Below are 23922 nucleotides of genomic sequence, written 5' to 3' on the forward strand. Positions count from 1 at the left end.
CGGTGCCCTCGAATCCTTATTGCCTGTCGAGCGCCCAGACTGTCGGCATGCCGGACCACAGCTTGTCCAGCCCCTTCAGGCTGGTGCGCGCCGCGAAGGCGGCCGAGTACTGGCCTGCGTTGATGTAGGGCACGGCCTCGTAGGCGCGGGCCTGGAACGCGTCGAGCAGTTCCTTGCGCTTGGCGGGCACCGTTTCCTTCAGCCATGCGGTGCGGAGTTCGTCCAGTGGCTTGTCGCAGGGCCAGCCGGGCAGGGTGTTGCCGCAGGCCGCGCTCAGGTAGGCGTTGCTGATGGGCGAGTTGGCGTCGAACTCGCCGGCCACGGTGACGTACATGTTCCAGCCGCCGGCATCGCCAGCGTCGCGCTTGGCGCGGCGCGCGCCGATGGAGGCCCAGTCCATGGTCTGGGCGTCGACGTTCAGGCCGATGCTCTTCATGGTCTGCACGGCCATCAGCGCCTCGGCGTTCAGGTAGGGCACGTCGCTGGGTACCAGCAGCACCACCTTCTCGCCCTTGTAGCCGGCGTCGGCGAGCATCTTCTTGGCCTTGGCGACGTCGGCCTTGCGGTAGGGCTCGGCGCCGGCCGCGGTGTCGTTGGGGCTGCCGCAGATGAAGTAGGTGGCGCAGTAGGCCATGCGCATGTCCAGCGGGAAGCCCATGGCCGCCATGAAGCGCTCCTGGCTCACGGCCTGCAGCAGCGCCTGGCGCACCTTCGGGTTGTTGAAGGGCGGATGCAGCTGGTTCATCACCAGGAAGCCCTGGTAGGCGCCGCCGGAGCCGATCTTCACGCCCGTGTCGGTGCGCAGCGGCGCGATGTAGTCGGGCGGCAGCTGCTCGATGATGTCGACCTCGCCGCGCTTGAGGGCGGCCACGGCGCTGTTGGCGTCAGGCAGGTAGAGCCACTCGACGCGATCGAAGCTGCTCTTCTTGCTGCCGGCCAGGCCGCTCGGCGGCTCGCTGCGTGCCACGTAGTTGGGGTTGCGCACGAACACCGCCTTGTTGCCCGGCACCCATTCGTCGCGCTTGAAGACGAAGGGGCCGGAGCCCAGCACTTCGGTGAGCGGCGCGGTGGCCGGCATCTTCGCCAGCCGCTCGGGCAGGACCACCGGCGGAAAGCCCGAGGGCTTGGCCAGCGCGTCGAGCACCATGCCGAAGGGCTCGTTGAGCGTGAGCATGAAGCTGCGCGCGTCGGTGGCCTTCCACTCGGCACCGCTGGCCGTCATGGCGCGGCCGAGGCTGTCGCGTGCGGCCCAGCGTTGCAGCGAGGCGACCGCGTCGGCCGAGGTGACGGCGCTGCCGTCGGAGAACTTGAGGTTGGGGCGCAGCGTGAAGCTCCACTGCTTGCCGTCCTTCGAGGCGGTGTACTTCTCCACCATCTGCGGCTGCGGCTTGCCGTTCGCGTCCTGCGCGAAGAGCGTGTCGTAGACCATGTAGCCGAAGTTGCGCGAGATGTAGGCGGTGGTGAAGGTCGGGTCGAGGATCTTCAGGTCGGCATGCGCCACCACCTTCAGCGTCTTGGGCTGCGGCGTCTGGGCATGCGCGGGAAGGCTCGCCGCGAAGGCGGTGGAAAGGGCCAGGGCGGCGAGAGCGCCAAGCGTCCGTCGTTTCATCGTCGGTTCTCCGGTGAGGGCAGGCAGCAAAAAAAGAAGGAAGGGCTCAGGCCGCGACGCCGATCGGCCATTTCGGCAGGCGGGCCTTGCGATACGGCAGCGTGTTCAGGTCGAGCGTGACGGCGCCCGGTGCGCCTGCGTAGATGACGTGCTTCGCCACCTTGGAATACGACGCGTAGAAATGCTGGGAAGACTTCACGACGATGATCTTCTTGGCGGCGAGGTCGCAGCCCAGCTGCGTGAAGAGGTCGGTGCCCATCGCCTGGTTGCGCAGGGTGATCAGCACGATCTCGATGCCGTTGGCCTCGACCAGCGCGCTGTCGCCCATCAGCGTGGGCGTGCCGGCCAGGCCGGTCATCACCAGGTCGTGCTTGAGCGCCTTCACGGTGCATTCGACATCGAGCGGGTCGCCCGACAGCGGGCTGATCTTGCCGCCGAGGCGCATCGGCAGCTTCGCGCCCACGCCCGCGTCGAAGGCGATGCGCACCGCGATCGGGTCCCACAGCGGGCCCAGCGCCGCATTGGTGATGCCGCGCTCGACCATGCGGCGCAGGATGAAGGTGGAGTCGCTGGCCGCGCCGCCGCCGGGGTTGTCGGCGCCGTCGGAGATCACCACCGGGCCGCCGTCGAAGGCCAGGGCCTCGTCCAGCGATGCATCGATGCCTGGGTAGTTGACGGTGAGGCCGTCGCGCATGGCGATGACCTCGTCGGCGAGCTGGCGCGCCAGCAGGTCGGCCTGGGCCTTGTCGCCGTCGGTGTAGACCAGCACCTTGGTGCCCATCTCGGGCACGTCGCCCCACGAAAAGCCGTGCGTGAGCGAGACCGAGAGCACGCCGTTCTTGCCCTCGAGCGACTGCATGCGCTCGACGAAGCCGCGCGCCGGCTGGCGCGAGGTGTGGACGGTGACGATCATGTCGCAGTCGACCACCGCGGGCACCGGCCGCACCTTGCCCTCGACCGTGGCGGCGCAGATGTCGACCAGCTCCAGCCCGCGCTCGAGTACGTCGGTGTGCGGGTACTCCTTGAAGGAGATCATCACGTTCGCGTTGGAGATCATCTCCCGCGTGAGGTGGTTGTGCGGGTCGAGCTCCGCGCCGATCACCACGTCGGGGCCGACGATCTGCCGCACGCGCGCCAGCAGGTCGCCCTCGCAGTCGTCGTAGCCGTCGGCCACCATCGCGCCGTGCAGGCCGAGCAGCACCATGTCGACCGGCAGCACCGCGCGCAGGTCGTCGAGCAGCTCGTCGCGCAGCGTCTCATAGGCGTGGCGCGTGGTCGTGCCGCTGGGCTGCGCGCCGGCCACCATGCCTTCGAACAGCGTCCAGCCCTTGTCGGCGCCGCGCATGCGTGCGGCCCACAGCGGGCCCGAGAACAGCGTCATCGCCTCGGGGTGCTTGCCGGCGGGGAAGTAGCCACGGTCCTTGAAGGAGGCGAGGCCTGTCGGCATCGGACCGAAGGTGTTGGTTTCGGTGGCAAGGGAAGCACTGAAGACGCGCATGGTCGGACCTCGTGGGGTGGGTTTGTTGTCGGAGGCGGGTCGGGCTCAGCCCGCGGCCGCGCGCAGCCGCTGCGGGCCCAGCATTTCCGCCGTGAGCCCGAAGGAGGCGATGCGCTCGGGCAGCGGCAGCCCGCGCGCCAGCGCGGCGCAGGCCTCGCCCATGGCGGCCGATGTCTGGATGCCGTAGCCGCCCTGCGCGGCCACCCAGAAGAAGCCGGGCACGCCGGGTTCGAAGCCGCCGACGAGATCGCCGTCGGCCACGAAGGAACGCAGGCCGGCCCAGGTGCGCGTGGGGCGGCGGATGGCGAGGGTGGTCGCTTCCTCGATGCGATGCATGGCGATGGCGATGTCCATCTCCTCCGGCTGCACGTCCTGCGGCTCGACCGGATCGGCATTGGCCGGGGAGCCGAGCAGCATGCCGGCGTCGGGCTTGATGTACCAGCCCTCGTCGGCGCCGAACACCATCGGCCAGTGAGCCACGCTCTGGCCATCGGGTGGCGCGAAGATGAACGCCGAGCGCCGGCGCGGCTCGATGCCCAGCGGCGGCACGCCGGCCATGCGCGCGATGGTGTCGACCCATGCACCGGCCGCGTTGAGCACCACGGGCGCTTCGTACATCGCGCCGCCGGCTTCCACGCGCCAGCGGTCGCCCACACGTTGAATGGCCGTCACGCCCGCATCGCACACCAGCTTGCCGCCCGCGCGCCGCATGCCGCGCAGATAGCCCTGGTGGATGGCGTGCACGTCCATGTCGGACGCATCAGGCTCGTAGACGGCGCCTTGCACCTGCTCGGGGCGCAAGGCCGGCACCATCTCGCGCGCCTCTTCGCCGCTCAGGCGCGAGGCGCCGGTGTTCATGTCGCGCAGCACCTGCCAGTGGGCTTCGAGCTCGGCCATGTGGTCGGCGCCCGCGACCATCATCGCGCCGCGGGGCGTGAGCAGCGGGTGCTCGCTGAAGCCTTCGGGCGGGTGTTCGAGGAAGGCCCGGCTCGCCATGGTGAGGGCACGCACCTGCGCGGTGCCGTAGCTTTCCATGAAGAGGGCGGCGGAGCGGCCGGTGGAGTGGTAGCCGGGTTGCGATTCGCGTTCGAGAAGGATCACGCGGGCGTGCGGCGCGAGCCAGTGGGCCACCGAGGCCCCGGCGATGCCGCCGCCGATCACGAGGAAGTCAGCCACGATGGGCTCTGCAGTGCTGGAAGTCATCGACGAAAAGTGTAGGAAGAATTTTGCGGATACGCAAATTAATTCAGAGATGCCAAGGGGAAACCATGATGCACCGTGCTGGTGAAATTTGCGTTCACGCAATTTGCGTATACGCAACTTTCGCGCCTGCGTCACGCGGGTTGGCATGGATGGCGCGCGCCCCGGCTGGCAGAATCTCCGGCACCACAGGAGAAAGCCAAGCGTGAATCCACACACAGGGACCAAGACGGGAGCGAAGCCCGGGGACGAGCCGCCCACGCTGGACCGCGCCACCTTCGGCAACCGCCTGCGCACCGCGCGCAAGCGCTTCGGCTGGACGCTGGCGCAGCTCGCGGAGCGCTCGGGCGTGTCGATCACCACCATCTCGCGCGCCGAGCGCGGCCAGCTCGCGCTGGGCTACGAGAACTTCACGGCGCTGGGCCGCGCGCTGGAGATGGACATGAACGCCATGTTCGCGGGCGCCGGCGTCAAGCCCGCGCAGCTCGACGGGCCGGTGGTCACGCGCGCGGGCAAGGGCGTGGTCTACAAGGGGCTTTCCATCGCCTACGAGTTCCTCGGCACCACCGCGGCGGGCAAGCAGATGAGCCCCATCGTCGGCACGGTGCATGCGCGAAAGATCCACGGCCCGGAAGACTTCGTGCGGCACGGCGGCGAGGAGTTCGCCTATGTGCTGTCGGGCGAGATCGAGGTGCACTTCGACAACGGCGAGGTGGTGCGCATGGCCAAGGGCGACTCGCTGTACTTCGACAGCCGCCTGGGCCACGCCTACATCAGCGTGAGCCGCCAGCTTGCGCGCATCGTGGGCATGACCATCGGCGAGAGCGGGCACATGCAATCTGCGCGCGAGGCGCCTGCGTTGAAGGCGCCTCGCAAGACCAGGGCCGCGAAGAAGACCGCGGCTCGCGCCAAGCGCTGAGCAGCGTTCTCGCACGGCGCCGGGTGTCTCCGATTTGCGCGCGGCCGGCGCCTTGCCCCGCTATGCTCGCCGCCGCCGAGAAGGCGCAGCCCGCCGTGATCGACAACCTCAAGGAGATGGTGCTGATCGATTCGGGCAGCCTCAACGTCGAGGGCCTGCTCAAGATGGCTGACGTGGTAGAAGGGCGGTTGAAGGCCGCCGGCTTCAAGACCGAGCGCCGCAAGGCCACGGCCGGCGCGGGCGCCGACCTCGTCATCGGCACCCTCAAGGGCACGGGCAAGCGCAAGATCATGCTGCAGGGTCACATGGACACGGTGTACGCGCCCGGCATCCTGAACAGCCAGCCCTACAAGGTCGACGGCAACCGCATCTACGGCCCCGGCATCGCCGACGACAAGGGCGGCCTCGCGGTGATACTGGCGTCGCTGAAGATCCTGGCCGACGCCGGCTGGCGCGACTACGACACGCTCACCGTGCTGATGAATCCCGACGAGGAAGTGGGCTCGGTCGGCTCCGGCGAACTGATCGCCACCATGGCCGACCAGCACGACACGGTGCTGTCTTTCGAACCGACGGTGGCGAAATCGGTGGCCAAGGGCGAGTCGCTGCTCCTGGGCGCGGCCGGCATCGCACAGGCAACGATGGAGGTGAAGGGGCGCGCCGCGCATGCCGGTGCCGCGCCCGAACTGGGCCGCAACGCGCTGTACGAACTGTCGTACCAGATGCTGCAGACCAGGGACCTCGCCAAGGACATTCCCGGCGTGACGCTCAATTGGACCGTGGCACGCGCCACCGGCCCCATCAACCAGATCACCGAGAAGGCTCAGGCGCTGGGCGACATCCGCATCACGCAGCCGGGCGCCGAGAAGAAGCTCAACGAAGCGCTGCAGGCCAAGATCGCCGCCGGCAAGCTGATTCCCGACACCGAGACCACGGTGAAGGTGGAAGTGGGCCGCCCGGCCTTCATCGCGGGGGACAAGGGCCGCGCGCTGGCCGAGAAGGCGCAGGCCATCTACAAGGAAATCGACCGCGAGCTCGCGCTGATGCCGATGACCGGCGGCGGCACCGATGCGGGCTACGCGGGCCGTTCGGGCAAGGCAACGGTGGTCGAGAGCTTCGGCCTCGCGGGCTTCGGCTATCACGCACGCGACGAGTACATCGAAGTCGATTCGATCGTGCCGCGCATCTACCTCGTCACGCGGCTGCTGACCGAAATCGGCAAGAACTGACAGGTTCTGAAAAGAGCCGGCATGCGTTAGCCGGCTCGCCGCTCAGGGACGCTCTTGCGGCTGCCCTGGTTCGCCGTGACGGGGCGGGCGATGGGCTGCTGCTGCTGCTGCCGCCGCGGCCACGCGCTGTTGTTGCTGTTGCGCCTGTTGCTGGGCGTGCTGCTGCGCTGCCTGCTGTTGCTGCGCCTGTTGTTGTTGGCGTTGCTGTTGCATCTGCATCGCCTGTTGCTGCTGTTGCTGGTGCGCGGCTTGCTGTTGCGCCTGTTGCTGGCGCATCTGCTCCATCTGTGCCTGCTGCTGCTGGCGCGCTTGGTTCTGCGCCTGTTGCTGCTGTTCCCGTTGGTGCTGGATCTGGGCCTGTTGTTGCTGCTGTTGCAGCTGTTGCTGGTGCGCCTGCTGCTGACGCATTTGCTCCATCTGTGCCTGCTGCTGCTGGCGTGCTTGGTTCTGCGCCTGTTGTTGCTGCTGTTCCCGTTGGTGCTGGACCTGCGCCTGTTGTTGCAGCTGTTGCTGGTGCGCCTGCTGCTGACGCATTTGCTCCATCTGTGCCTGCTGCTGGCGCACCTGGTTCTGCGCCTGTTGTTGCTGCTGCTCCCGTTGGTGCTGGACCTGTGCCTGTTGTTGCTGTTGCTGCAACTGGGCCTGCTGCTGCGCTCGCGCTTGCTGTTGTGCCTGCTGTTGTTGCTGCATCTGCTGGCGTCTTGACTGCTCCAACTGCGCCTGTTGCTGCTGCTGCTGTGCTCCCGGCGGTTGGCCCGCGAGGCGCGCCGGCGGGTGCTGCTGCTGATGCGCCTGTTGTTCTGCCTGCTGCGCTTGTTGTCGACGCAATTGGTCCTGCTGCTGTTGCTGCGCGTGAAGCTGCTGCGCCTGTTGTTGTTGCGCCTGTTGCTGCATCTGCTGCTGGCGAAGCAGGGCCTCCTGCTGGCGGGCCTGCTGTTGTTGCTGCTGGGCCAGCGCGGCTTGCTGCTGCATCTGCTGTTGCTGCGGCGGCGCGAAGCCCGGAGCGGCCGCGAAGTTGGGTGCCGCGGCGCCGGCCGGCAGCCCGCGCGGTGCGCCGCCGTTGTTGTTGTAGACGGTGCGCACGTCGTTCACGTTGTTGACCACCGTGGTCGAGCGCGAGATGTAGGTGTTGTTGTTGTAGACCACGGCCGGGCGGTAGGCCGGGGGCGGGGGGGCGCCACGGTCTCGGACGCGCCAACCCGGCGCGCCCCAGTTCACGTTCCACGAATGCCAGCCCCAGTCGTGCCGCTCCAGCGCGGCACCGACCACCACGCCAGCGCCGAACGCGAGCACGCCGGCCGTAATCATCTGGCCCTGGCTGTAGCCCGGCGCCACCTCGACCGGCGGCGCATACGCATAGCCGGGGTACACCGGCTGCGGCGTGCCGTAGATCACCTGCGGGTCATAGGCCGGCACATACACCACGTCGGGCTGCACGGGCTCGATGGTGATGTATTGCGGCGGCGGTTCGATCACCGCGGGGCCGCTGTAGTACGCGGCTTGTGAATCGGGCGCGGGCGCGTAGTTCTGGGGCGTCGCCGCGCTGACCACGCGCAGCTTGTCGTTGTTCTTGAGCCGGCCGGCCTTGGCCGCGCGTTGCCGCATGACCTGGATCGCGTTCATCACGTCGGTCGGGTCGTTGTAGTAGGCCTTGCCCAGCGACTCGGTCCACGGGATGTTGGCGGCCATCTGGTCGACCACGCTGCGGAAGGCGGTGAGCGACTTCACGCTAGGGTCCCAGGGCTGCTGGTTGGCTGCATCGGCCAGCGGTCCGGCCTTGAGGCCGCGGTTCTGCGCGAGCCAGTCGTGCGCGGCGGTGATCTGCTCGGGGTAGGTGGCGCCGGCCAGGATCTGCGCGACCAGCTTGTCGGGGTACAGCGCAATGGGCGCGACCATCTGGTAGAGCTGGTCGGCCGAGGGTGGCACATAGGCCACTGGCACGGCTGCAGGCGCGTTGTTCTGCGGCACCGACGGCGCGGGAATGGACGATGCGGCGGGGTCGACGGCGGCGGTTGGCGTGCTGGTTGGCTTGTCGCAGCCTGCGATGGCGAGTGCGCCGATGCACACCGAAATCGTCAGGAGGCGCGGGACCGTTGGGCGATGGGTTTTTGTCATCTGGAGTTCCATGTGGGCGCCGGCGTCGGCCCGGAACTCTTTCAACGGTGCGCGGCGGCAGGCGATGACAAAGCCTGCGCCCCGGATGCAACGGTCTGTGTCGGTTCTGCGCGGTCAAGCCTGTCGGCGCAGAACCACACGGCCAGGAGGCCGCTGCCTTGCTGCGGCTACTTGGCGCCGCCCGTGTACTTGGTGACGCTGGTGGCACTCACGTGATAGCCGCTCACGCCCATCATCGAATCGTTGCGCAGGGTCTGCAGCTTGCCGGTGACCCATACCGTGTCCATGGCGCGGAACTTGGCGCCCTTCTGCGGCACCACGTGCAGGATCTGGTTGGCCGGCGGCGGCGGCGTGTGGATGCAGGCGCCGAAGTAAGGCACCAGCAGGAACTCGGTGACTTCGCCCTTGGCTTCCTCGAGCGGCACGATGAAGCCGGGGATCCTGACTTCGGTGCCGTTCATCGCGGGATTGGTCGGCGCGTTGTTCGACACCTCCTGCATCTTCATGAGCATCTCGTTGGCGCGCGGGTCGCCGTCGTCGAGCGCGCTCAGGTCCATGCCCTTGAATTCCTTCGCCGGGTCCCAGTCCTTGGGCACCAGTTCTTCCCAGGTGATCTGGCGCGGCTGGCCCGGCACGGCCTTGGGCGCGGCTGGCGTTGCCTTGCCACCCAGCGGGTTGGTGGCGGTGGTGTCCTTGGGTGCAGGCTCCACGGCCCAGGCGGCGGCGGCAAGGCCGGTGCCTGCGAGCAGCATCGAAAGCCGGATGAAAGCTTTGCTTTTGGACGTCGTGTGTGCGATGGGCATGATTCAAATTCTCGGTGAGAGGCCGTCGGCAAGGGAGAGGCGGTAGGCGCGGATGCCGGGCAAGAGGCTTGCCAGCCATCCGGCCGCCAGCAGGCTTGCCATCAGCAGCCATTCGTTCAGTGTAGGTTCCGAGAGGCTCAGTGTCAGTCCGAACTGCGACTGCAGCCATGGCGAGAGCAGGGTGATGCCCAGCACAGCCATCACCACGCCGAAGGCCACGCCGAGCACGGTGACCATCGCGCCTTCGAGCGCGAGCAGCGCCAGCACATGGCGCAGGCCAGCGCCCACGGCGCGCAGCACGGCGAGTTCGCGGCGGCGTTCGTTGAGGCCGGCCATCACCACCGAGACCAGCCCCGCGAGGCTGACCAGCGCGACCAGCGCGGACATCAGCAGCAGCGCGTTCTCGCCGATGCCGATCACGCTCCACAACTCGTCGAGCGCCACGCCGGGCAGGATGGCCATCAGCGGTTCGCCGGTATAGGTCGAGATCCATCGCTGCACGCCGAACACCGCGGCGCGGTTCTTCAGGCCCACCAGCGCGGCCGTCACGTTCTTGGGCGTGAGGTCGAACTTGCGCACCTGCTCGGCCGGAATGTGCACGCCCGGCATCGGCGCGCCGCCCACCCATTCGAGGTGGATGGCCTCCATCGCGGCGAGGCCGATGTGCACCGTGCGGTCGACCGGCGTGCCGGTGCGCGCGAGCACGCCCACCACGGTGAAGGGCTTGTCCGCATGCTCGGCCACGTTGAGTTCGCCGCTGCCGTGGGCGAGGGTGATCTTCTGGCCCACGTGGTAGCCGAGCTTGTCGGCCACTTCGGCGCCCACCACCGCATCGAACAGCTCGCTGAAGGGCTTGCCTTCGCGCAGCTTCAGCGTCTGCCTGTCGCCGTAGCGGAAGTGCGTGAAGTAGTCGGTGGACGTGGCCAGCACCGCGAAGCCGCGGTGCGAATCGCCGAGCGACAGCGGCACCACCCAGTCGACACCCGGGTGCGCGGACAGGGCCTGCACGCTCTTCCACGAGATGTTGTTGGTGGCCGCGCCGATGCGGAACACCGAGTACAGCAGCAACTGCGTCGAGCCGGTGCGCGCGCCCACGATCAGGTCGGTGCCCGAGACGGACGATGAGAAGTTCTCGCGCAGCTCGGTGCGGATGCGTTCGACACCCAGAAGAAGAAAGGTCGACAGTGCGATCGAGAACACGGTGAGCGCGAGCGTGAAGCGCCGGTTCCAGGCGCTGTGCCATGCAATGGAGAAGAGTGCCTTCATGCGTCCACCGCCATCGCGCTGGTGGCCGCACGGTTGATCTCGGGCAGCAGCACATGCCGCGCGAAGCGCTGCGCGATGCGCTGGTCGTGGCTCACGAACACCAGCGCGCTGTGGTGCTCGGCGCAGGCCGTCAGCAGCACGTCGAGGAAGGCTTCGCGCCGGTCTTCGTCGAGCGCGGAGGTGGGCTCGTCGGCAATCACCACCTCGGGCTGGCCGATGAGTGCGCGCGCGGCGGCCACGCGCTGCTGCTGCCCGACCGACAGCTGAACGGCCTGGCGCTTCCACAGGTTGCGGTCGAGGCCCATCTGGTCGAGCAGGTGCTCGGCCTCGTCGCGCGAGCTGCCGTTGCGCGATGCATTCGCCTCGCGCCGCTGCGAGAAGCGGCAGGGCAGCAGCACGTTGTCGATCACGCTCAGGTACGGCAGCAGGTTGAACTGCTGGAAGATGTAGCCCACATGGGCCACGCGGCTGCGGTCGCGTGCGGCGCCCGAGAGCTTCGACCAGTCGTGCCCGAGCAGCGTGACCCGGCCTTCGTCGGCCACCAGCACGCCGGCCAGCAGCGACAGCAGCGTGCTCTTGCCGCAGCCGCTCGGGCCGTGCAGGAACACCGATTCGCCCGCGGTGATGCGAAAGGCCTCGATGTCGATGCACGGTTTCTTCACGCGGGGCCATGCGAAGCGCAATGCTTCGGCTGCGAGCACGACGCGCAAGGGCGACGGCTCGGCCTGCAGGGAGGTACTCACAGCCTTACTTGCCCCAGCTCAGGCGGACGGGCTGGGCGGCTTGCGCACCGGCAGGGCGCTTCAGCTGGCGCTTGAACTGTCCCTGCGCCGTGGCAATCTGCGAGTCGATCTGGCGCAAGCCTTTGAATGCACCGAACAGGTTGAGGTCGATGAACTTCGCGGCGGCCGCGTTGGTGCAGTTGAAGGAGAAGGTGGCGTCGAGGTCGGCGTGGCCGACGGGCTCGGCGGGGTCGGGGTTGCCCAGGCCCAGCGCGCCTGAGCGCAGGTCGACTGGTCCGAGCTTGCAGTTGGCGGCGGGGTCGACGATGAAGAGCTTGTCGGCCGCACGCAACTGGGCGACGGCCTCTTCGACGAGCTTCTTCTCGGCATCGGTCTTGGGTGCGCGTTCGAAGCCGATGATGTTGTCCAGGGGCGACTCCATGTCGATCACCACCGTGGGGCCGTCGACGGCCACGTCGAGCTTGAGCTGGCCGTGCACGTGGGCGTGCTGCTGCTGGGCCTGTGCCGGGAGGAACGGGGCCGCCGCGAAGAGCGCGGCGGCGATTGCGAGTCCCGCGGTGCGTTGGAAGCTCCGGAATGGTCGACTCGTCGTCATCAATGTCATGGTTCAGCGCCTTGCCGGGTCGGCAGCCCCGGCGTGTTGCTCCATTCGCTCCAGCTGCCGGCATAGAGCGCGGTCGTCCCGAACCCCGCGATCTGCATGGCGAGCAGATTCGGCACGGCGCTCACGCCGCTGCCGCAATGGTGGACGACGGTCGCCGCTTCGCGTCCCGCGAGCAGCGCTTCGAACTCGGCACGCAATTGCGATGCCGGCTTGAATTTGCCGTCGGGGCCGAGGTTGTCGGCGAAGGGCCGGTTGAGGGCCCCGGGGATGTGACCGGCAATCGGGTCCAGAGGTTCCACCTCGCCGCGGTAACGTGCGCCAGCGCGTGCATCGATCAGGTTCTGGTCAGGCTGGCCGAGCCGGCGCACCACGGTGTCGGTGGTCACGAGCTTCGCGATGGGCTCGCCCGCGACGAAGTTCGACTGGAAGCGCGCGGGCTCCTCGCGGTCGGTGACTTCGCCGCCCGCGGCCTGCCAGGCCTGCAGGCCGCCGTCGAGCACGGCCACAGCCTCGTGGCCCATCCACTTGAGCATCCACCACAGGCGGCCACAGTAGTTGGCGCCGTTGCGGTCGTACACCACGGCCTGCATGCCGTTGGCGAAGCCGATGCTCGACAGCCACGCCGCGAACTTTTCGCGGCTGGGCAGCGGGTGGCGCCCGCCCGATGCGGGCACGCCGTCTTCCTGCGCCACCACCACCTCGCCGTGTGCACCCGGGACGCCGTGCCTGGCGCTGAGGTCGGTGTCGAGGTTGGCGTACAGGGCGCCCGGAATGTGGGCGGCGGCGTACTGCTGTGCGCCCGCTTCGGGCTTCATGAGGTCGAAGCTGCAGTCGAACACCATCAAGGGCGTGTCGCCCGCTTGCAATTGCTGGAGTTGTTCGACGGAGATGAGGGTGGTGTACATGGCGTGTGCTCCTTCGAAATCGAGAATGTATTTATGTCGTTCAGTGCTCTTCGGCCGGCGCCTTGGGCACCGCCCGCTGTCGCAACACGGTTGCAGCAATGCCGCTCGCGATGATGAGCGCCATCCCGGCCCAGCCGGTGGCATCGATGCGGTCGTTGAACAGCACCACGCTGTAGAACGCAGCAAACACGATGCCCGAATACTGCAGGTTGGCCACCACCAGCGTACCGGCTGCGGTCTTGGCGGTTGCGTAGGCGCGGGTCATGCAGAGTTGTCCGAGGGCGGCCAGCAAGCCAATGGGCAGCAGCCACAGCGCATGCTGCCACGTCCATGCACCGCCGTCCGAAAACCCGGTGGTCGCCGTGGCAATGCCACCGGCCACGGCCGAGCCCACCGCGAAGTAGAAGACCGTGCGAAGTTCGGGCTCGCCGATGCGCGACAGCGCCACCACCTGCATGTAGGCAAAGGCGGCCGTGAGGCCCGACAGCAGGCCCAGCATGCCCGCGAAGCCTTCGTTGGCGTTGACGCTGGGCTTGAGCATCAGCACCACGCCCGCGAAACCCGCCAGCACGGTCAGCACCAGCGCGCCCTGCAGCGGCGGGCGTTCCACGCGGCCGTCGCGCCCGGGCACCGGCACCCACGCCAGCAGCGAACCGCCGACGAGGAAGGCCGCGACCCACACGCTGCTCATGTAGTTGAGCGTGACGGCGGTGGCCAGCGGCATGTGGGCGATGGCATAGAACCACGCGCCCAGCGAGACCACGCCGATGGTGCTGCGCCAGGCGTGCATGCCGGGGTAGCGGGTGGCCAGGGAGACGCCGCGGTTGCGGGCCAGGAGCCAGAGGAAGACGATGCCGATGAGGCCGCGGCCCAGCACCATCTCACCGCTGTTGAACCACGCCGAGGCCACCTTGACGACCACGCTCATCGTGGCGAACAAAAAGGCGCCGAGCACCATCCAGAGCGCTTGCACTATCTACTCTCCCCCAGGCTTCGCGCACTTCGTGTCGCTTCTCCTACCCCCTCACCGGGGGCAACACCAGCGGCCCGGCAAAGCCGGTTCCGCGGTGTTTCCATCACACCCGTCGATGCGGCTGTCATCGACTCAGGCGTTCTGCATCGCGCTGCGATACCACTCGTGGAACTGCTGCATGCCGTCTTCCATCGGGCTCTGGTAAGGGCCCGTTTCGTTGTCGCCGCGCAGCATCAGCGCGCGGCGGCCGGCGTCCATGCGCTCGGCGATCTCGTCGTCTTCCACGCAGGTTTCCATGTAGGCGGCCTGCTGGGCTTCGACGAACTCGCGCTCGAACGCGACGATTTCCTCGGGATAGAAGAATTCGACCATGTTGAGCGTCTTCGTCGGGCTCACCGGGTGCAGGGTAGACACCGTGAGCACGTGCGGATACCACTCGACCATCACATGCGGGTAGTAGGTGAGCCAGATGGCGCCGTACTTCGGCGGCTTGCCGTCGCGGTACTTGAGCAGCTGCTCCTGCCACTTCTGGTAGATCGGGCTGCCCGCGCGGCCCAGGCGGTTGGCCACGCCCACCGTCTGCACCGAATAGCGGGGCTTGAACTCCCAGCGCAGGTCGTCGCAGGTGACGAAGCTGCCCAGTCCCGGATGGAACGGGCCAACGTGGTAGTCCTCGAGGTAGACCTCGATGAAGGTCTTCCAGTTGTAGTTGCACTCGTGCAGTTCGACGCGGTCGAGCGCATAGCCGCTGAAATCGAGATCGGCCTGCGGCCCGAGGCCGGCCATGTCAGCCGCCACGTCAGGGCCTGAGCCATCCGGGTTCTTCTCGAACAGAAGGCCGTTCCATTCGGTCAGCGGGTAGTTGTGCAGGTTCAGGCAGGGGTCCTGCTCGAAATGCGGGGCGCCGATCAGCGTGCCGGTGGTGCGCGAATCGCTTGCGGCGTAGGTCCAGCGGTGCAGCGGGCAGACGATGTTGCCGCCGGCCTGGTTGTCGAGCCGGCCCCGGCCCTGGAGGATCAGGGCCTGGCGGTGGCGGCAGACGTTGGAGATCAGCTCCACGCCCTTGGGTGTGTGAACCAGCGCACGGCCCTGGTGCTCCTGCGGCAAGGTGTGGAAGTCGCCCATTTCGGGCACGGCCAGGCGATGGCCGACATAGCGGGGCCCTCGCGAAAAAAGGTTCTGCATTTCGCGGGCATAGAGTGCCTCGTCGAAATACGCGGAAACTGGAAGTTGGCTCGCGGCCTGCTGCAGTTGAAGACTTAAATCAGACATGGAGGACCTGACCAAGCTCCCCACAGGGAGAAAAAAAGGAAAGAACGGAAAGGCGCCGTCCGGGAGGCTCGACGGCCCGAAGAGTGTGTTGACGTCGCCAACGAGAGAAGTTCGCATTGTACCCGGGGGGCATTTTTTGTCCCCCGGCTCTTCACCCGGCTTGGCCGCGTGCAATCGGGCACCGCTCGAGGGTGGGCGCGGCTCGTCTGGAGGGACGGCCGCACGGTTGTTCTGCTCCCAGTCCTAAAATGCCCGGTTTCACCCACGTTTCGCTTGCATGCCCAAGGTGCCTCCCCCTTCCTCGTCCAGCCCGGCGGCAACGCCCGATACCGGCCCGCTGCCTGCCAGTTACGAAGCCGGACTCCAGGAACTGGAGCAACTGGTGGCGGAACTCGAATCGGGCCAGCTGCCCCTCGACCAGCTGCTCGTGAGCTACCAGCGAGGTGCGGCGCTGCTCGCTTTCTGCCGCGACAAGCTGCAGGCGGTCGAAGACCAGATCAAGGTGCTCGATTCGGGCAGCCTCAAGGTCTGGACGCCTGAATGAGCGCCGCCGCGCTGAATTCCAGCCATTGGGACGCCCGCACGCTCGCCGGCTGGAGCGACCCCCATCTGGCGAACGTCGAGGCGGCCTTGTCGCGCTGGGTCGGCGTCGATGCGCCCGTACTGCTGGGCGATGCCATGCGCTACGCCGTACTCGATGGCGGCAAGCGCCTGCGGCCCTTGCTGGTGCTCGCGGCCAGCGAGGCCGTCGGCGGCAACCAGGCCGCTGCCCTGCGCGCGGCCTGCGCCACCGAGCTGATCCACGCCTATTCGCTGGTGCACGACGACTTGCCGTGCATGGACAACGACGTGCTGCGCCGCGGCAAGCCCACCGTGCACGTGAAATTCGGCGAGGCCGATGCCCTGCTGGCCGGCGATGCGCTGCAGGCCCTGGCCTTCGAACTGCTCACGCCCGACGGCGACGAGATTCCCGCTGCCACCCAGGCCCAGCTGTGCCGACTGCTTGCCCGGGCCGCGGGCAGCCAGGGCATGGCCGGCGGCCAGGCCATCGACCTGGCGAGCGTCGGCATTGCATTGAATGAAGCACAGCTGCGCGAAATGCACCGCCTGAAGACCGGCGCGCTGCTGCAGGGCAGCGTCGAGATGGGTGCTGCCTGCGGCTCCCTCGCCGGCTCGGCACTGGCCGCGTTGCGCGACTATGGCGCGGCCATCGGCCTGGCGTTCCAGGTGGTCGACGACATCCTCGACGTCACGGCCGACTCGCACACCCTGGGCAAGACCGCCGGCAAGGATGCCGCTGCCGACAAGCCCACCTACGTGTCCCTTCTGGGCCTCGACGGCGCGCGCGCCCAGGCCCGCCAGCTGCTGGCCGACGCGCTGGCCGCGCTGGCCCGCAGCGGCCTGCCCGACACCGCAGCGCTGCGCGCTTTGGCCCACATGGTGGTCGATCGCGATCGCTGAGAGAAAAGTACAAACCTTCCCATGGCTCCGCTGCTTCCCACACTCCACGACCCCTCGCCGATCCGCAAATACGACCGGGCCCAGCTGCGCCAACTGTCCGACGAGGTGCGCGCCTGCGTGCTCGACAACGTCTCGCGCACCGGCGGCCACCTGAGCTCCAACCTCGGCACGGTCGAACTCACCGTCGCGCTGCACCACGTGTTCAACACGCCGCACGACCGGCTGGTGTGGGACGTGGGCCACCAGACCTATCCGCACAAGATCCTCACGGGCCGGCGTGAGCGCATGCCTACGCTCAGGCAGATCGGCGGCATCTCGGGCTTTCCTCAGCGCACCGAGAGCGAGTACGACACCTTCGGCACCGCCCATTCGTCGACCAGCATCTCGGCCGCGCTCGGCATGGCCATGGCCGCCAAGCAGAAGGGCGAAGACCGCCATGCCGTGGCCATCATCGGCGACGGCGCGCTCACGGCCGGCATGGCCTTCGAGGCGCTGAACAACGCGGGCGTGTGCGACTGCAAGCTGCTCGTCATCCTGAACGACAACGACATGTCGATCAGCCCGCCCGTGGGCGCGCTCAACCGCTACCTCGCGCAGCTGATGAGCGGCAACTTCTACGCCGCGGCCAAGAGCGTCGGCAAGAGCGTGCTGCGCAACGCGCCGCCGCTGTTCGAGCTGGCCAAGCGGCTGGAGCAGCATGCCAAGGGCATGGTCGTGCCGGCCACTCTGTTCGAGCAGTTCGGCTTCAACTACGTGGGCCCGATCGACGGCCACGACCTCGACTCGCTGGTGCCCACGCTCGAGAACCTCAAGCACCTCGAGGGCCCGCAGTTTCTGCACGTGGTCACGAAGAAGGGGCAGGGCTACAAGCTCGCGGAGGCCGATCCTGTCGCCTACCACGGCCCCGGCAAGTTCGATCCGCAGGTGGGGCTGGTCAAGTCCGCTGCGGTGGTGAAGCAGACATTCACCCAGGTGTTCGGCCAGTGGCTGTGCGACACCGCCGCCGCCGATGGCCGGCTGGTGGGCATCACGCCCGCGATGCGCGAAGGCTCGGGACTCGTGGAGTTCGAGAAGCGCTTCCCCGACCGCTACTACGACGTCGGCATCGCCGAACAGCACGCCGTGACCTTCGCGGCCGGCCTGGCCTGCGAGGGGCTCAAGCCTGTGGTCGCGATCTACTCGACCTTCCTGCAGCGCGCGTACGACCAGCTGATCCACGACGTGGCGATCCAGAACCTGCCGGTGGTGTTCGCGCTCGACCGCGCGGGCCTCGTGGGCGCGGACGGCGCCACGCACGCGGGCGCGTACGACATTCCGTTCCTGCGCTGCATTCCGAACATGAGCATTGCCTGCCCGGCCGACGAGCGCGAATGCCGCCAGCTGCTGACCAGCGCCTACGAGCAGAACCATCCGGTGGCCGTGCGCTATCCGCGCGGAGCGGGCGCCGGCGCTGCGCCGCATCTCACGCTCGAGGCCTTGCCCTTCGGCAAGGGCGAGATCCGCCGCGAAGGCAGGCGCATCGCCATCCTCGCGTTCGGCACGCTGCTGTATCCCGCGCTTGCTGCGGCCGAGCCGCTCGACGCCACGGTGGTCAACATGCGCTGGGCCAAGCCGCTCGATGTCGAACTGCTGCTGAAGGTCGCGGGCACGCACGACGCCATCGTCACGCTGGAAGAGGGCGCCACCATGGGCGGCGCGGGCAGTGCGGTGCTCGAGGCGCTGCAGGCTGCCAACATCCAGAAGCCGGTGCTGCAGCTCGGCTTGCCCGACCGCTTCATCGAACACGGCGATCCGGCGAAGCTGCTGGCGAGCATCGGGCTCGACGCGCCCGGCATCGAAGCCTCGATCCGCGAGCGCTTCATTTCGGGCGCAGGGTAAACCCCCGCCGAGCCCTGTAAGCGCGTTTTTACAATCAAGAAGACTTACACAGTCCCCAACGCGGCCACAAGCCGCGTTTTGTTTTATTCCAAGAACTCGGAGAGCTATCAATGGATCGTCGTTCCCTCATCAAAAACGCCGGCATCGCGGGCGTTCTGGCTGCCGGCATCGCACCCGCGGTTCACGCGCAGGCCACCGTTCGCTGGCGCCTGGCGTCGAGTTTTCCCAAGTCGCTGGACACCATCTTCGGCACCGCCGAAGTGTTCGCGAAGAGCGTCAGCGACATGACGGGCGGCAAGTTCCAGATTTCCGTGCACGCGGGTGGCGAGCTGATGCCCGCGTTCGGCGTGGTCGACGGCGTGCAGAACGCCTCGGTCGAAATGGCCCACACGGCCCCGTACTACTTCTACGGCAAGGACCCGACCTTCTGCCTCGGCTGCGCCGTGCCTTTCGGCATGAATACCCGCCAGCAGAACGCATGGATGTACGAAGGCAACGGCCTGAAGCTGATGCGTGCGTTCTACGCCAAGTACAACATCATCAACCTGCCGGGCGGCAACACAGGCGCGCAGATGGGCGGCTGGTTCCGCAAGGAAATCAAGTCGGTTGCCGACCTGAAGGGCCTGAAGTTCCGCACCAACCCGTTCGCAGGCAAGGTGCTCGAGCCCTTCGGCGTGATCCCGCAATCGATCCCCGGCGCCGACCTGTACCCGGCGCTCGAAAAGGGCACGCTGGACGGCCTCGAATGGGTCGGCCCGTACGACGACCAGAAGCTGGGCTTCAACAAGATCGCCCCGTTCTACTACTACCCCGGCTGGTGGGAAGGCGGCCCCGAGCTCGACTTCTACATCAACACCAAGGCATGGGAAGGCCTGTCGGCCGACTACAAGGCGGTCGTCGAGGCTGCTGCCGCGCACGCCAACATCACGATGACGGCCAAGTACGACGCCAAGAACCCTATCGCGCTGAAGCAGCTCGTAGGCTCGGGCACCAAGCTGCGCCCGTTCTCGCAGGACGTGATGAACGCCGCCTTCAAGTCGGCCCAGCAGATCTACTCGGACCTGAACAACAGCAACCCCGAGTGGAAGAAGATCTACAGCGACTGGTCGAAATTCCTGGCTGACCAGAACGCCTGGTTCCGCTACACGGAAGGCACGTTCGACCGCTTCATGCAGCAGCAGAAGCTGTAAGCGGTTCGTCGGCGAACACTTCGAAGCCCTGCCGGGTCTGGCGGGGCTTTTTTATTTGTGGCGGATGGAGCGCTGTTCGGGGCGCGATCACGCCGACGGGGGACATTCGCGGAGGGGAGTACCGGGTGGCCTGGGCACACGCCCCGAACGAAGGAAACAGCCTTACCGTGCGCCCGCCTCAGGCGCCGTTGGAGAAGGCATCGTGCGCTGCGCAACGCGTTCGCCGAATGCGATCAGCACCGCGGGGTCCGACGCATGGAACCATGTGATACCGCCCATGCGCCGCCGCACCAGCAGCCGCGGCGCGATCACGCGTTCGAGCATGCGGATGTGCACGAGCTTGAGCTGCGCCACGTCCTGCGCGCTCACGCGCTTGTCCCATAGCCAGGTCTGCACCAGCACATCGCCTTCGAGCCGCGTGCGGCTGTAGACGATCCAGTAGCCGACCCACACCACGCACAGCGCGGCGATGCCCATCACCACCAGTGCGCCGGTCGTCCACTCGGCCGCGCGCAGCGACGGAAGGCTCCAGATCGCGAATGCGAAGAGGTCGACCACCAGCACCACCGCCAGCGTGCGCAGCAGCGGCGGGAAGGCCGGGCTCTCCAGCGGGGCGCTGCTGCTGCCGTCGCCGATGCTCACGGCTTGGTGGCTTCGCCGGAAGCCGGCGGCGGTGCCGGCGTTTCTTCCGGCGTCTTCTTCTCGTTGCCGAACGGGTCTTCCATGTTCACGCCGTTGTTGTTGTCGGGCGAGTTGGCCTGCTCGTCCACCGGCATGTCGAGGTTGACCTTGTCGATGTCGACGACCTTTTCCTTCTCGAGGAACACGGTGACCGTCTGCGGGAAGAAGATCACGATGGCCACCAGCAGCAGCTGCATCAGCACCCACGGCACGGCGCCGAGATAGATGTCGCGCGAGTCCACCTTCTTGGGCAGCGCCCCGTTCTTGAACAGCGTGTCCGCGATGCCCCGCAAGTAGAAGAGCGCGAAGCCGAACGGCGGGTGCATGAACGAGGTCTGCATGTTCACGCACAGCAGCACGCCGAACCACACCATGTCGATGCCCAGCTTGTGGGCCACGGGGCCCAGCAGCGGCAGGATGATGAATGCGATCTCGAAGAAGTCGAGGAAGAACGCGAGGAAGAAGACGAAGAAGTTCACCGCGATCAGGAAGCCCACCTGGCCACCCGGCAGGCCCGACAGCATGTGCTCGATCCACTTGGCGCCGTCGACGCCCTGGAACACCAGCGAGAACACGCGCGAGCCGATCAGGATGAACACCACCATCGCCGTGAGGCGCATGGTGCCTTCCATCGCGCCCTTCAGCAGTTCCCAGTTCAGGCGGCGATGGATCAGCGCGAGGATGAGCGAGCCCACCGCGCCCATCGCACCGGCCTCGGTCGGCGTGGCGATGGCCTTGTCCATGAACGGCAGGCCGCCCATCGAACCGAGCACCGCGAAGATCAGGATGGCCGAGGGAATGATGCCGCGCAGGCACTTGCCCCACAGCGCCCAGCCGTTCAGTGTGCGCGCGCTGGTTGGCAGGCCCGGCACGAAGTGCGGGCGGATGCGGCCGACCATGAAGGTGTAGATCGCGAAGATCAGAACCTGCAGGATCGACGGACCCCAGGCGCCCTTGTACATCTGGCCCACGTCGGTGCCGAGTTGGTCGGCCATGACGATCAGCACCAGCGAGGGCGGCACCAGCTGCGTGATGGTGCCCGAGGCGGCGAGCACGCCGGTCGAGTAGCGCATGTCGTAGCCGTAGCGCATCATGATTGGCAGCGAGATCATCGCCATGGCGATCACCTGGCCGGCCACCGTGCCGGTGATGGCGCCGAGGATGAAGCCCACGATGATCACCGAGTAGCCGAGGCCGCCGCGCACGGGGCCGAAGAGCTGGCCCATCGAGTCGAGCATGTCCTCGGCCAATCCGCATTTCTCCAGTACCGCTCCCATCAGGGTGAAGAACGGAATCGCGAGCAGCGTTTCGTTCGCCAGGATGCCGAAGACGTTCAGCGGCAGGTTGGCCATGAAGCCGGCCGGAAACCAGCCCATCTCGATGGCGAAGAAGCCGCAGATCAGGCCGAGGGCCGAGAGCGAGAACGCGACCGGGAAGCCGATCAGCATGATCACCACGAGCCCCGCGAACATGATCGGGGCGAAATTTTCCATGTGCATTTCTACTTGTCCTGCGGTGCGGGAGAGGGCGAGGCCGGAAGGGGGCGCAGGGCGCTCGTCACTGCACCGGCTTCTCGTAGTGCGTGTCCATCGTGATCAGGCCGCGCAGGTAGGCAATGCGCTTGATGATTTCCGCAACGCCCTGCAGGAACATCGCAGCGAAGCCCACGGGCATCAGCAGCGCGGCGGGCCATCGGACCAGGCCGCCGATGTTGCCCGACATCTCGCCCGTGACCCACATGTTCCAGAAGAAGGGCCAGGTGAGGTAGGTGAACAGGCCCATCACCGGCAGCAGGAAGAAGATGAGGCCGAACAGGTCGACATACACCGGGCCGTGGCCCTTGAGCTTGCCATAGATGATGTCCACGCGCACATGCTCGTTGAAGCGCAGCACAACAGGTGCCCCGAGCATCACGGTGGCTGCGAAAAGGTACCACTGGATTTCGAGCCAGGAGTTCTTGCTGAAGTCCAGGCCGTAGCGGATGAGCGCATTGCCGGCTGAAATCAGCGAGGCCGCCAGAACGGCGTAGCCGGCGATCTTGCCGAGCTTTTCGCTGACCCAGTCCATGCCGGTCGCGAATTTGAGGAATGCAGACAAGGGGGTGTCTCCCGCGAAGCCCAAAGGTGAAACGCCTGCCCCTGGTGGGGGCTGCGCAAAGCCCGAGATGTTACCTCGGTGAACCTTTGTATTGCCTTGACGCGGGGGGCGGGGTTTACCCGGAATATGGGTCTCGTCCGGGACGTGGGGGGACGCCCCGGTCGCCATAATCGCCCATGTCTTCGCGCCTTCCGCCTTCGACGCCTTCGGGCGCCATGGGCCTGCCCCATTCGATCGATTCTCCTGACATGTGCCGCGCCGGCCGGGAGCTGTTGTCCCTGGCGCTGATCGATGCGCGCAACCACACGCTGCACCTGCTGTCGCTGTACGAGCAGGTGCTGGGCGCCGAGGCGCTTGCCGCGCCGCCGATGCTCGAGGAAGAGGGCGTGCTGCCGCCGGTCTGGCTGGCCGGCCACATCGGCTGGTTCGCCGAGTGGTGGATCGGGCGCAACACCCAGCGCGCTTTCGGGGTCGACTGCCCGGTGCGGCCCACGCGCCTTGCGGCCATCGACCCTGGTGCCGACGGCTGGTGGAATCCCGCGCAGAGTGCGCCGCAGCGGCGCTGGACACCCGACCTGCCGGACCTCGCGCAGACCAAGGCCTACCTGCTCGAAACGCTGGAGAGCACTCTCGAGCTGCTCGACAACGCGGCCGAGACCGATGCCGGCCTGTATTTCTATCGCCTCGCGCTGTTCCACGAAGACCTGCGCGGCGAGCAGTTCGTGGTGATGGCGCAGACGCTGGGGCTGCCGCTGGGCTTCGAGCAGGCGCCCATCGCCGTCACGCGCGAGCCGCTGCTGCTGCCGGCCACGCGCTGGGAGCTGGGCATGCCCGAGAGCGGCTTCGCCTTTGCGCAGGAGCGAGGAGCGCATCGCGTCGACGTGCCCGAGTTCGAGATCGACGCGCAGCCCGTCACCTGGAACCAGTACATCGAATTCGTCGATGACGGCGGCTACGACCGCGAGGAGCTGTGGCACGGCGAAGGCTGGCGCTGGCTGGCTGCGCAGGCCGAGGGCCGACGCGGGCCTCGCCACGTCGAACAGATCGGCGGAGCACGCAGCGGCACCGGCGGTTCGGTGCTGCAGCAGCGCTTCGGCGCGACGGTGCGCGCGGCCGGCCACCACAGTGCGGTGCACCTGAGCTGGTGGGAGGCCGATGCCTGGGCACGCTGGGCCGGACGTCGCATCGCGACCGAGGTCGAATGGGAGATCGCGGCGCACACGGCCGCGCGGCGCGGCTTCCGTTGGGCCGACGTGCATGAATGGACGGCGGGCACCCTGCAGCCGTGGCCGGGCTACCGGCCCGACCCGTGGAGCGCGGGAGGCGAATTCGATCCTGCGGCAGCCTTCGGCCGCGCGCGCGTGCTGCGCGGGGCTTCGTTCGCGACGCGTGCGCGCCTGCGTTCGCCGCGCCGCCGCGGCTTTGCGCTGCCTCATCGCGACGACGGCTTCTTCGGCTTTCGCACCTGCGCGCTGTAGA

21 protein-coding genes are annotated in these 23922 nt (G+C 67.5%); 7 read left to right on the forward strand and 14 right to left on the reverse strand.

The genetic code is table 11. The features are described 5' to 3' along the window. Positions 1 to 16: 16 nt before the first annotated feature. From AC1DFC_RS01635 to AC1DFC_RS01645, 3 genes are read right to left on the reverse strand one after another with little or no spacing between them, the layout of a single operon-like run. A complete protein-coding gene (locus tag AC1DFC_RS01635) occupies positions 17 to 1609 on the reverse strand; it encodes an ABC transporter substrate-binding protein (RefSeq protein ID WP_413331350.1) in 1593 nt (530 codons plus the stop codon). A gap of 46 nt (positions 1610 to 1655) precedes the next feature. Next, on the reverse strand, positions 1656 to 3107 hold the full coding sequence (locus AC1DFC_RS01640; RefSeq protein ID WP_413331349.1) for a M81 family metallopeptidase: 1452 nt from the start codon (positions 3105 to 3107) through the stop codon (positions 1656 to 1658). Positions 3108 to 3152: 45 nt separating this feature from the next. After that, positions 3153 to 4310: an NAD(P)/FAD-dependent oxidoreductase gene (locus AC1DFC_RS01645; RefSeq protein ID WP_413331348.1), complete on the reverse strand. Its 1158-nt coding sequence runs from the start codon at positions 4308 to 4310 to the stop codon at positions 3153 to 3155. A 202-nt stretch (positions 4311 to 4512) separates the two neighbouring features. On the opposite strand from AC1DFC_RS01645, the gene AC1DFC_RS01650 reads away from it, so the two are divergent. Then, on the forward strand, positions 4513 to 5226 hold the full coding sequence (locus AC1DFC_RS01650; RefSeq protein ID WP_413331347.1) for a helix-turn-helix domain-containing protein: 714 nt from the start codon (positions 4513 to 4515) through the stop codon (positions 5224 to 5226). A 23-nt stretch (positions 5227 to 5249) separates the two neighbouring features. After that, the gene (locus AC1DFC_RS01655) at positions 5250 to 6455 is read left to right on the forward strand and encodes a M20/M25/M40 family metallo-hydrolase (RefSeq protein WP_413331346.1); all 1206 of its coding nucleotides are present in this window, start codon (positions 5250 to 5252) and stop codon (positions 6453 to 6455) included. A gap of 42 nt (positions 6456 to 6497) precedes the next feature. Here the strand turns inward: AC1DFC_RS01655 and AC1DFC_RS01660 are convergent, their stop codons facing one another. The 8 genes from AC1DFC_RS01660 to AC1DFC_RS01695 all read right to left on the reverse strand — a co-directional run bounded on the left by AC1DFC_RS01660 (position 6498) and on the right by AC1DFC_RS01695 (position 15136). Beyond that, positions 6498 to 8570 (reverse strand): DUF3300 domain-containing protein, encoded by a 2073-nt coding sequence (locus AC1DFC_RS01660; protein WP_478178605.1) that lies wholly within the window; start codon positions 8568 to 8570, stop codon positions 6498 to 6500. Between the two features lie 167 nt (positions 8571 to 8737). Continuing rightward, the gene (locus tag AC1DFC_RS01665) at positions 8738 to 9373 is read right to left on the reverse strand and encodes a DUF3299 domain-containing protein (protein WP_007831145.1); all 636 of its coding nucleotides are present in this window, start codon (positions 9371 to 9373) and stop codon (positions 8738 to 8740) included. 3 nt (positions 9374 to 9376) lie between these two features. Further along, on the reverse strand, positions 9377 to 10639 hold the full coding sequence (locus AC1DFC_RS01670) for an ABC transporter permease (RefSeq protein ID WP_413331344.1): 1263 nt from the start codon (positions 10637 to 10639) through the stop codon (positions 9377 to 9379). Further along, positions 10636 to 11382, reverse strand: a complete 747-nt coding sequence (locus tag AC1DFC_RS01675; RefSeq protein WP_042673075.1) for an ABC transporter ATP-binding protein — start codon at positions 11380 to 11382, stop codon at positions 10636 to 10638. The genes AC1DFC_RS01670 and AC1DFC_RS01675 overlap by 4 nt, the downstream gene beginning before the upstream one ends. A 4-nt stretch (positions 11383 to 11386) precedes the next feature. Further along, positions 11387 to 11986, reverse strand: coding sequence for a DUF2796 domain-containing protein (locus AC1DFC_RS01680; RefSeq protein WP_007831140.1), 600 nt, complete (start codon positions 11984 to 11986; stop codon positions 11387 to 11389). Then, positions 11983 to 12891 (reverse strand): sulfurtransferase, encoded by a 909-nt coding sequence (locus AC1DFC_RS01685; protein WP_007831138.1) that lies wholly within the window; start codon positions 12889 to 12891, stop codon positions 11983 to 11985. The genes AC1DFC_RS01680 and AC1DFC_RS01685 overlap by 4 nt, the downstream gene beginning before the upstream one ends. 40 nt (positions 12892 to 12931) lie before the next feature. Beyond that, complete coding sequence (locus tag AC1DFC_RS01690; protein WP_007831137.1) at positions 12932 to 13849, reverse strand: DMT family transporter; 918 nt, start codon at positions 13847 to 13849, stop codon at positions 12932 to 12934. Positions 13850 to 13996: 147 nt separating this feature from the next. Beyond that, entirely contained in the window at positions 13997 to 15136 is a 1140-nt protein-coding gene (locus AC1DFC_RS01695) for an aromatic ring-hydroxylating oxygenase subunit alpha (RefSeq protein WP_007829282.1), read from the reverse strand. 277 nt (positions 15137 to 15413) lie between these two features. Here AC1DFC_RS01695 and xseB point away from each other — a divergent pair, with 277 nt between their 5' ends. From xseB to AC1DFC_RS01715, 4 genes are all read left to right on the forward strand, one after another. Continuing rightward, on the forward strand, positions 15414 to 15680 hold the full coding sequence (xseB, locus tag AC1DFC_RS01700; RefSeq protein ID WP_007829283.1) for an exodeoxyribonuclease VII small subunit: 267 nt from the start codon (positions 15414 to 15416) through the stop codon (positions 15678 to 15680). Then, positions 15677 to 16597, forward strand: a complete 921-nt coding sequence (locus AC1DFC_RS01705) for a polyprenyl synthetase family protein (protein WP_007829284.1) — start codon at positions 15677 to 15679, stop codon at positions 16595 to 16597. Before xseB ends, AC1DFC_RS01705 begins: the two co-directional genes overlap by 4 nt. Before the next feature lie 21 nt (positions 16598 to 16618). Next, positions 16619 to 18475 carry a 1-deoxy-D-xylulose-5-phosphate synthase gene (dxs, locus tag AC1DFC_RS01710; protein ID WP_007829285.1) on the forward strand — a complete coding sequence of 619 codons (1857 nt, stop codon included), beginning with the start codon at positions 16619 to 16621 and terminating at the stop codon, positions 18473 to 18475. Between the two features lie 110 nt (positions 18476 to 18585). Continuing rightward, positions 18586 to 19665 (forward strand): TRAP transporter substrate-binding protein, encoded by a 1080-nt coding sequence (locus tag AC1DFC_RS01715; RefSeq protein WP_413313388.1) that lies wholly within the window; start codon positions 18586 to 18588, stop codon positions 19663 to 19665. Positions 19666 to 19827: 162 nt separating this feature from the next. Here AC1DFC_RS01715 and AC1DFC_RS01720 read toward each other — a convergent pair whose 3' ends face one another. From AC1DFC_RS01720 to AC1DFC_RS01730, 3 genes are read right to left on the reverse strand one after another with little or no spacing between them, the layout of a single operon-like run. Continuing rightward, complete coding sequence (locus AC1DFC_RS01720) at positions 19828 to 20307, reverse strand: hypothetical protein (protein ID WP_007829305.1); 480 nt, start codon at positions 20305 to 20307, stop codon at positions 19828 to 19830. Then, complete coding sequence (locus tag AC1DFC_RS01725; RefSeq protein WP_007829307.1) at positions 20304 to 21845, reverse strand: TRAP transporter large permease; 1542 nt, start codon at positions 21843 to 21845, stop codon at positions 20304 to 20306. The genes AC1DFC_RS01720 and AC1DFC_RS01725 overlap by 4 nt, the downstream gene beginning before the upstream one ends. A 58-nt stretch (positions 21846 to 21903) precedes the next feature. Next, a complete protein-coding gene (locus AC1DFC_RS01730) occupies positions 21904 to 22443 on the reverse strand; it encodes a TRAP transporter small permease subunit (protein WP_413313379.1) in 540 nt (179 codons plus the stop codon). A gap of 176 nt (positions 22444 to 22619) precedes the next feature. Between AC1DFC_RS01730 and AC1DFC_RS01735 the strand changes: the two genes are divergently transcribed. Then, on the forward strand, positions 22620 to 23921 hold the full coding sequence (locus AC1DFC_RS01735; protein WP_413331343.1) for an SUMF1/EgtB/PvdO family nonheme iron enzyme: 1302 nt from the start codon (positions 22620 to 22622) through the stop codon (positions 23919 to 23921). Position 23922 lies beyond the last annotated feature (1 nt).

This window comes from Variovorax sp. 10L421 (genome assembly GCF_056395365.1).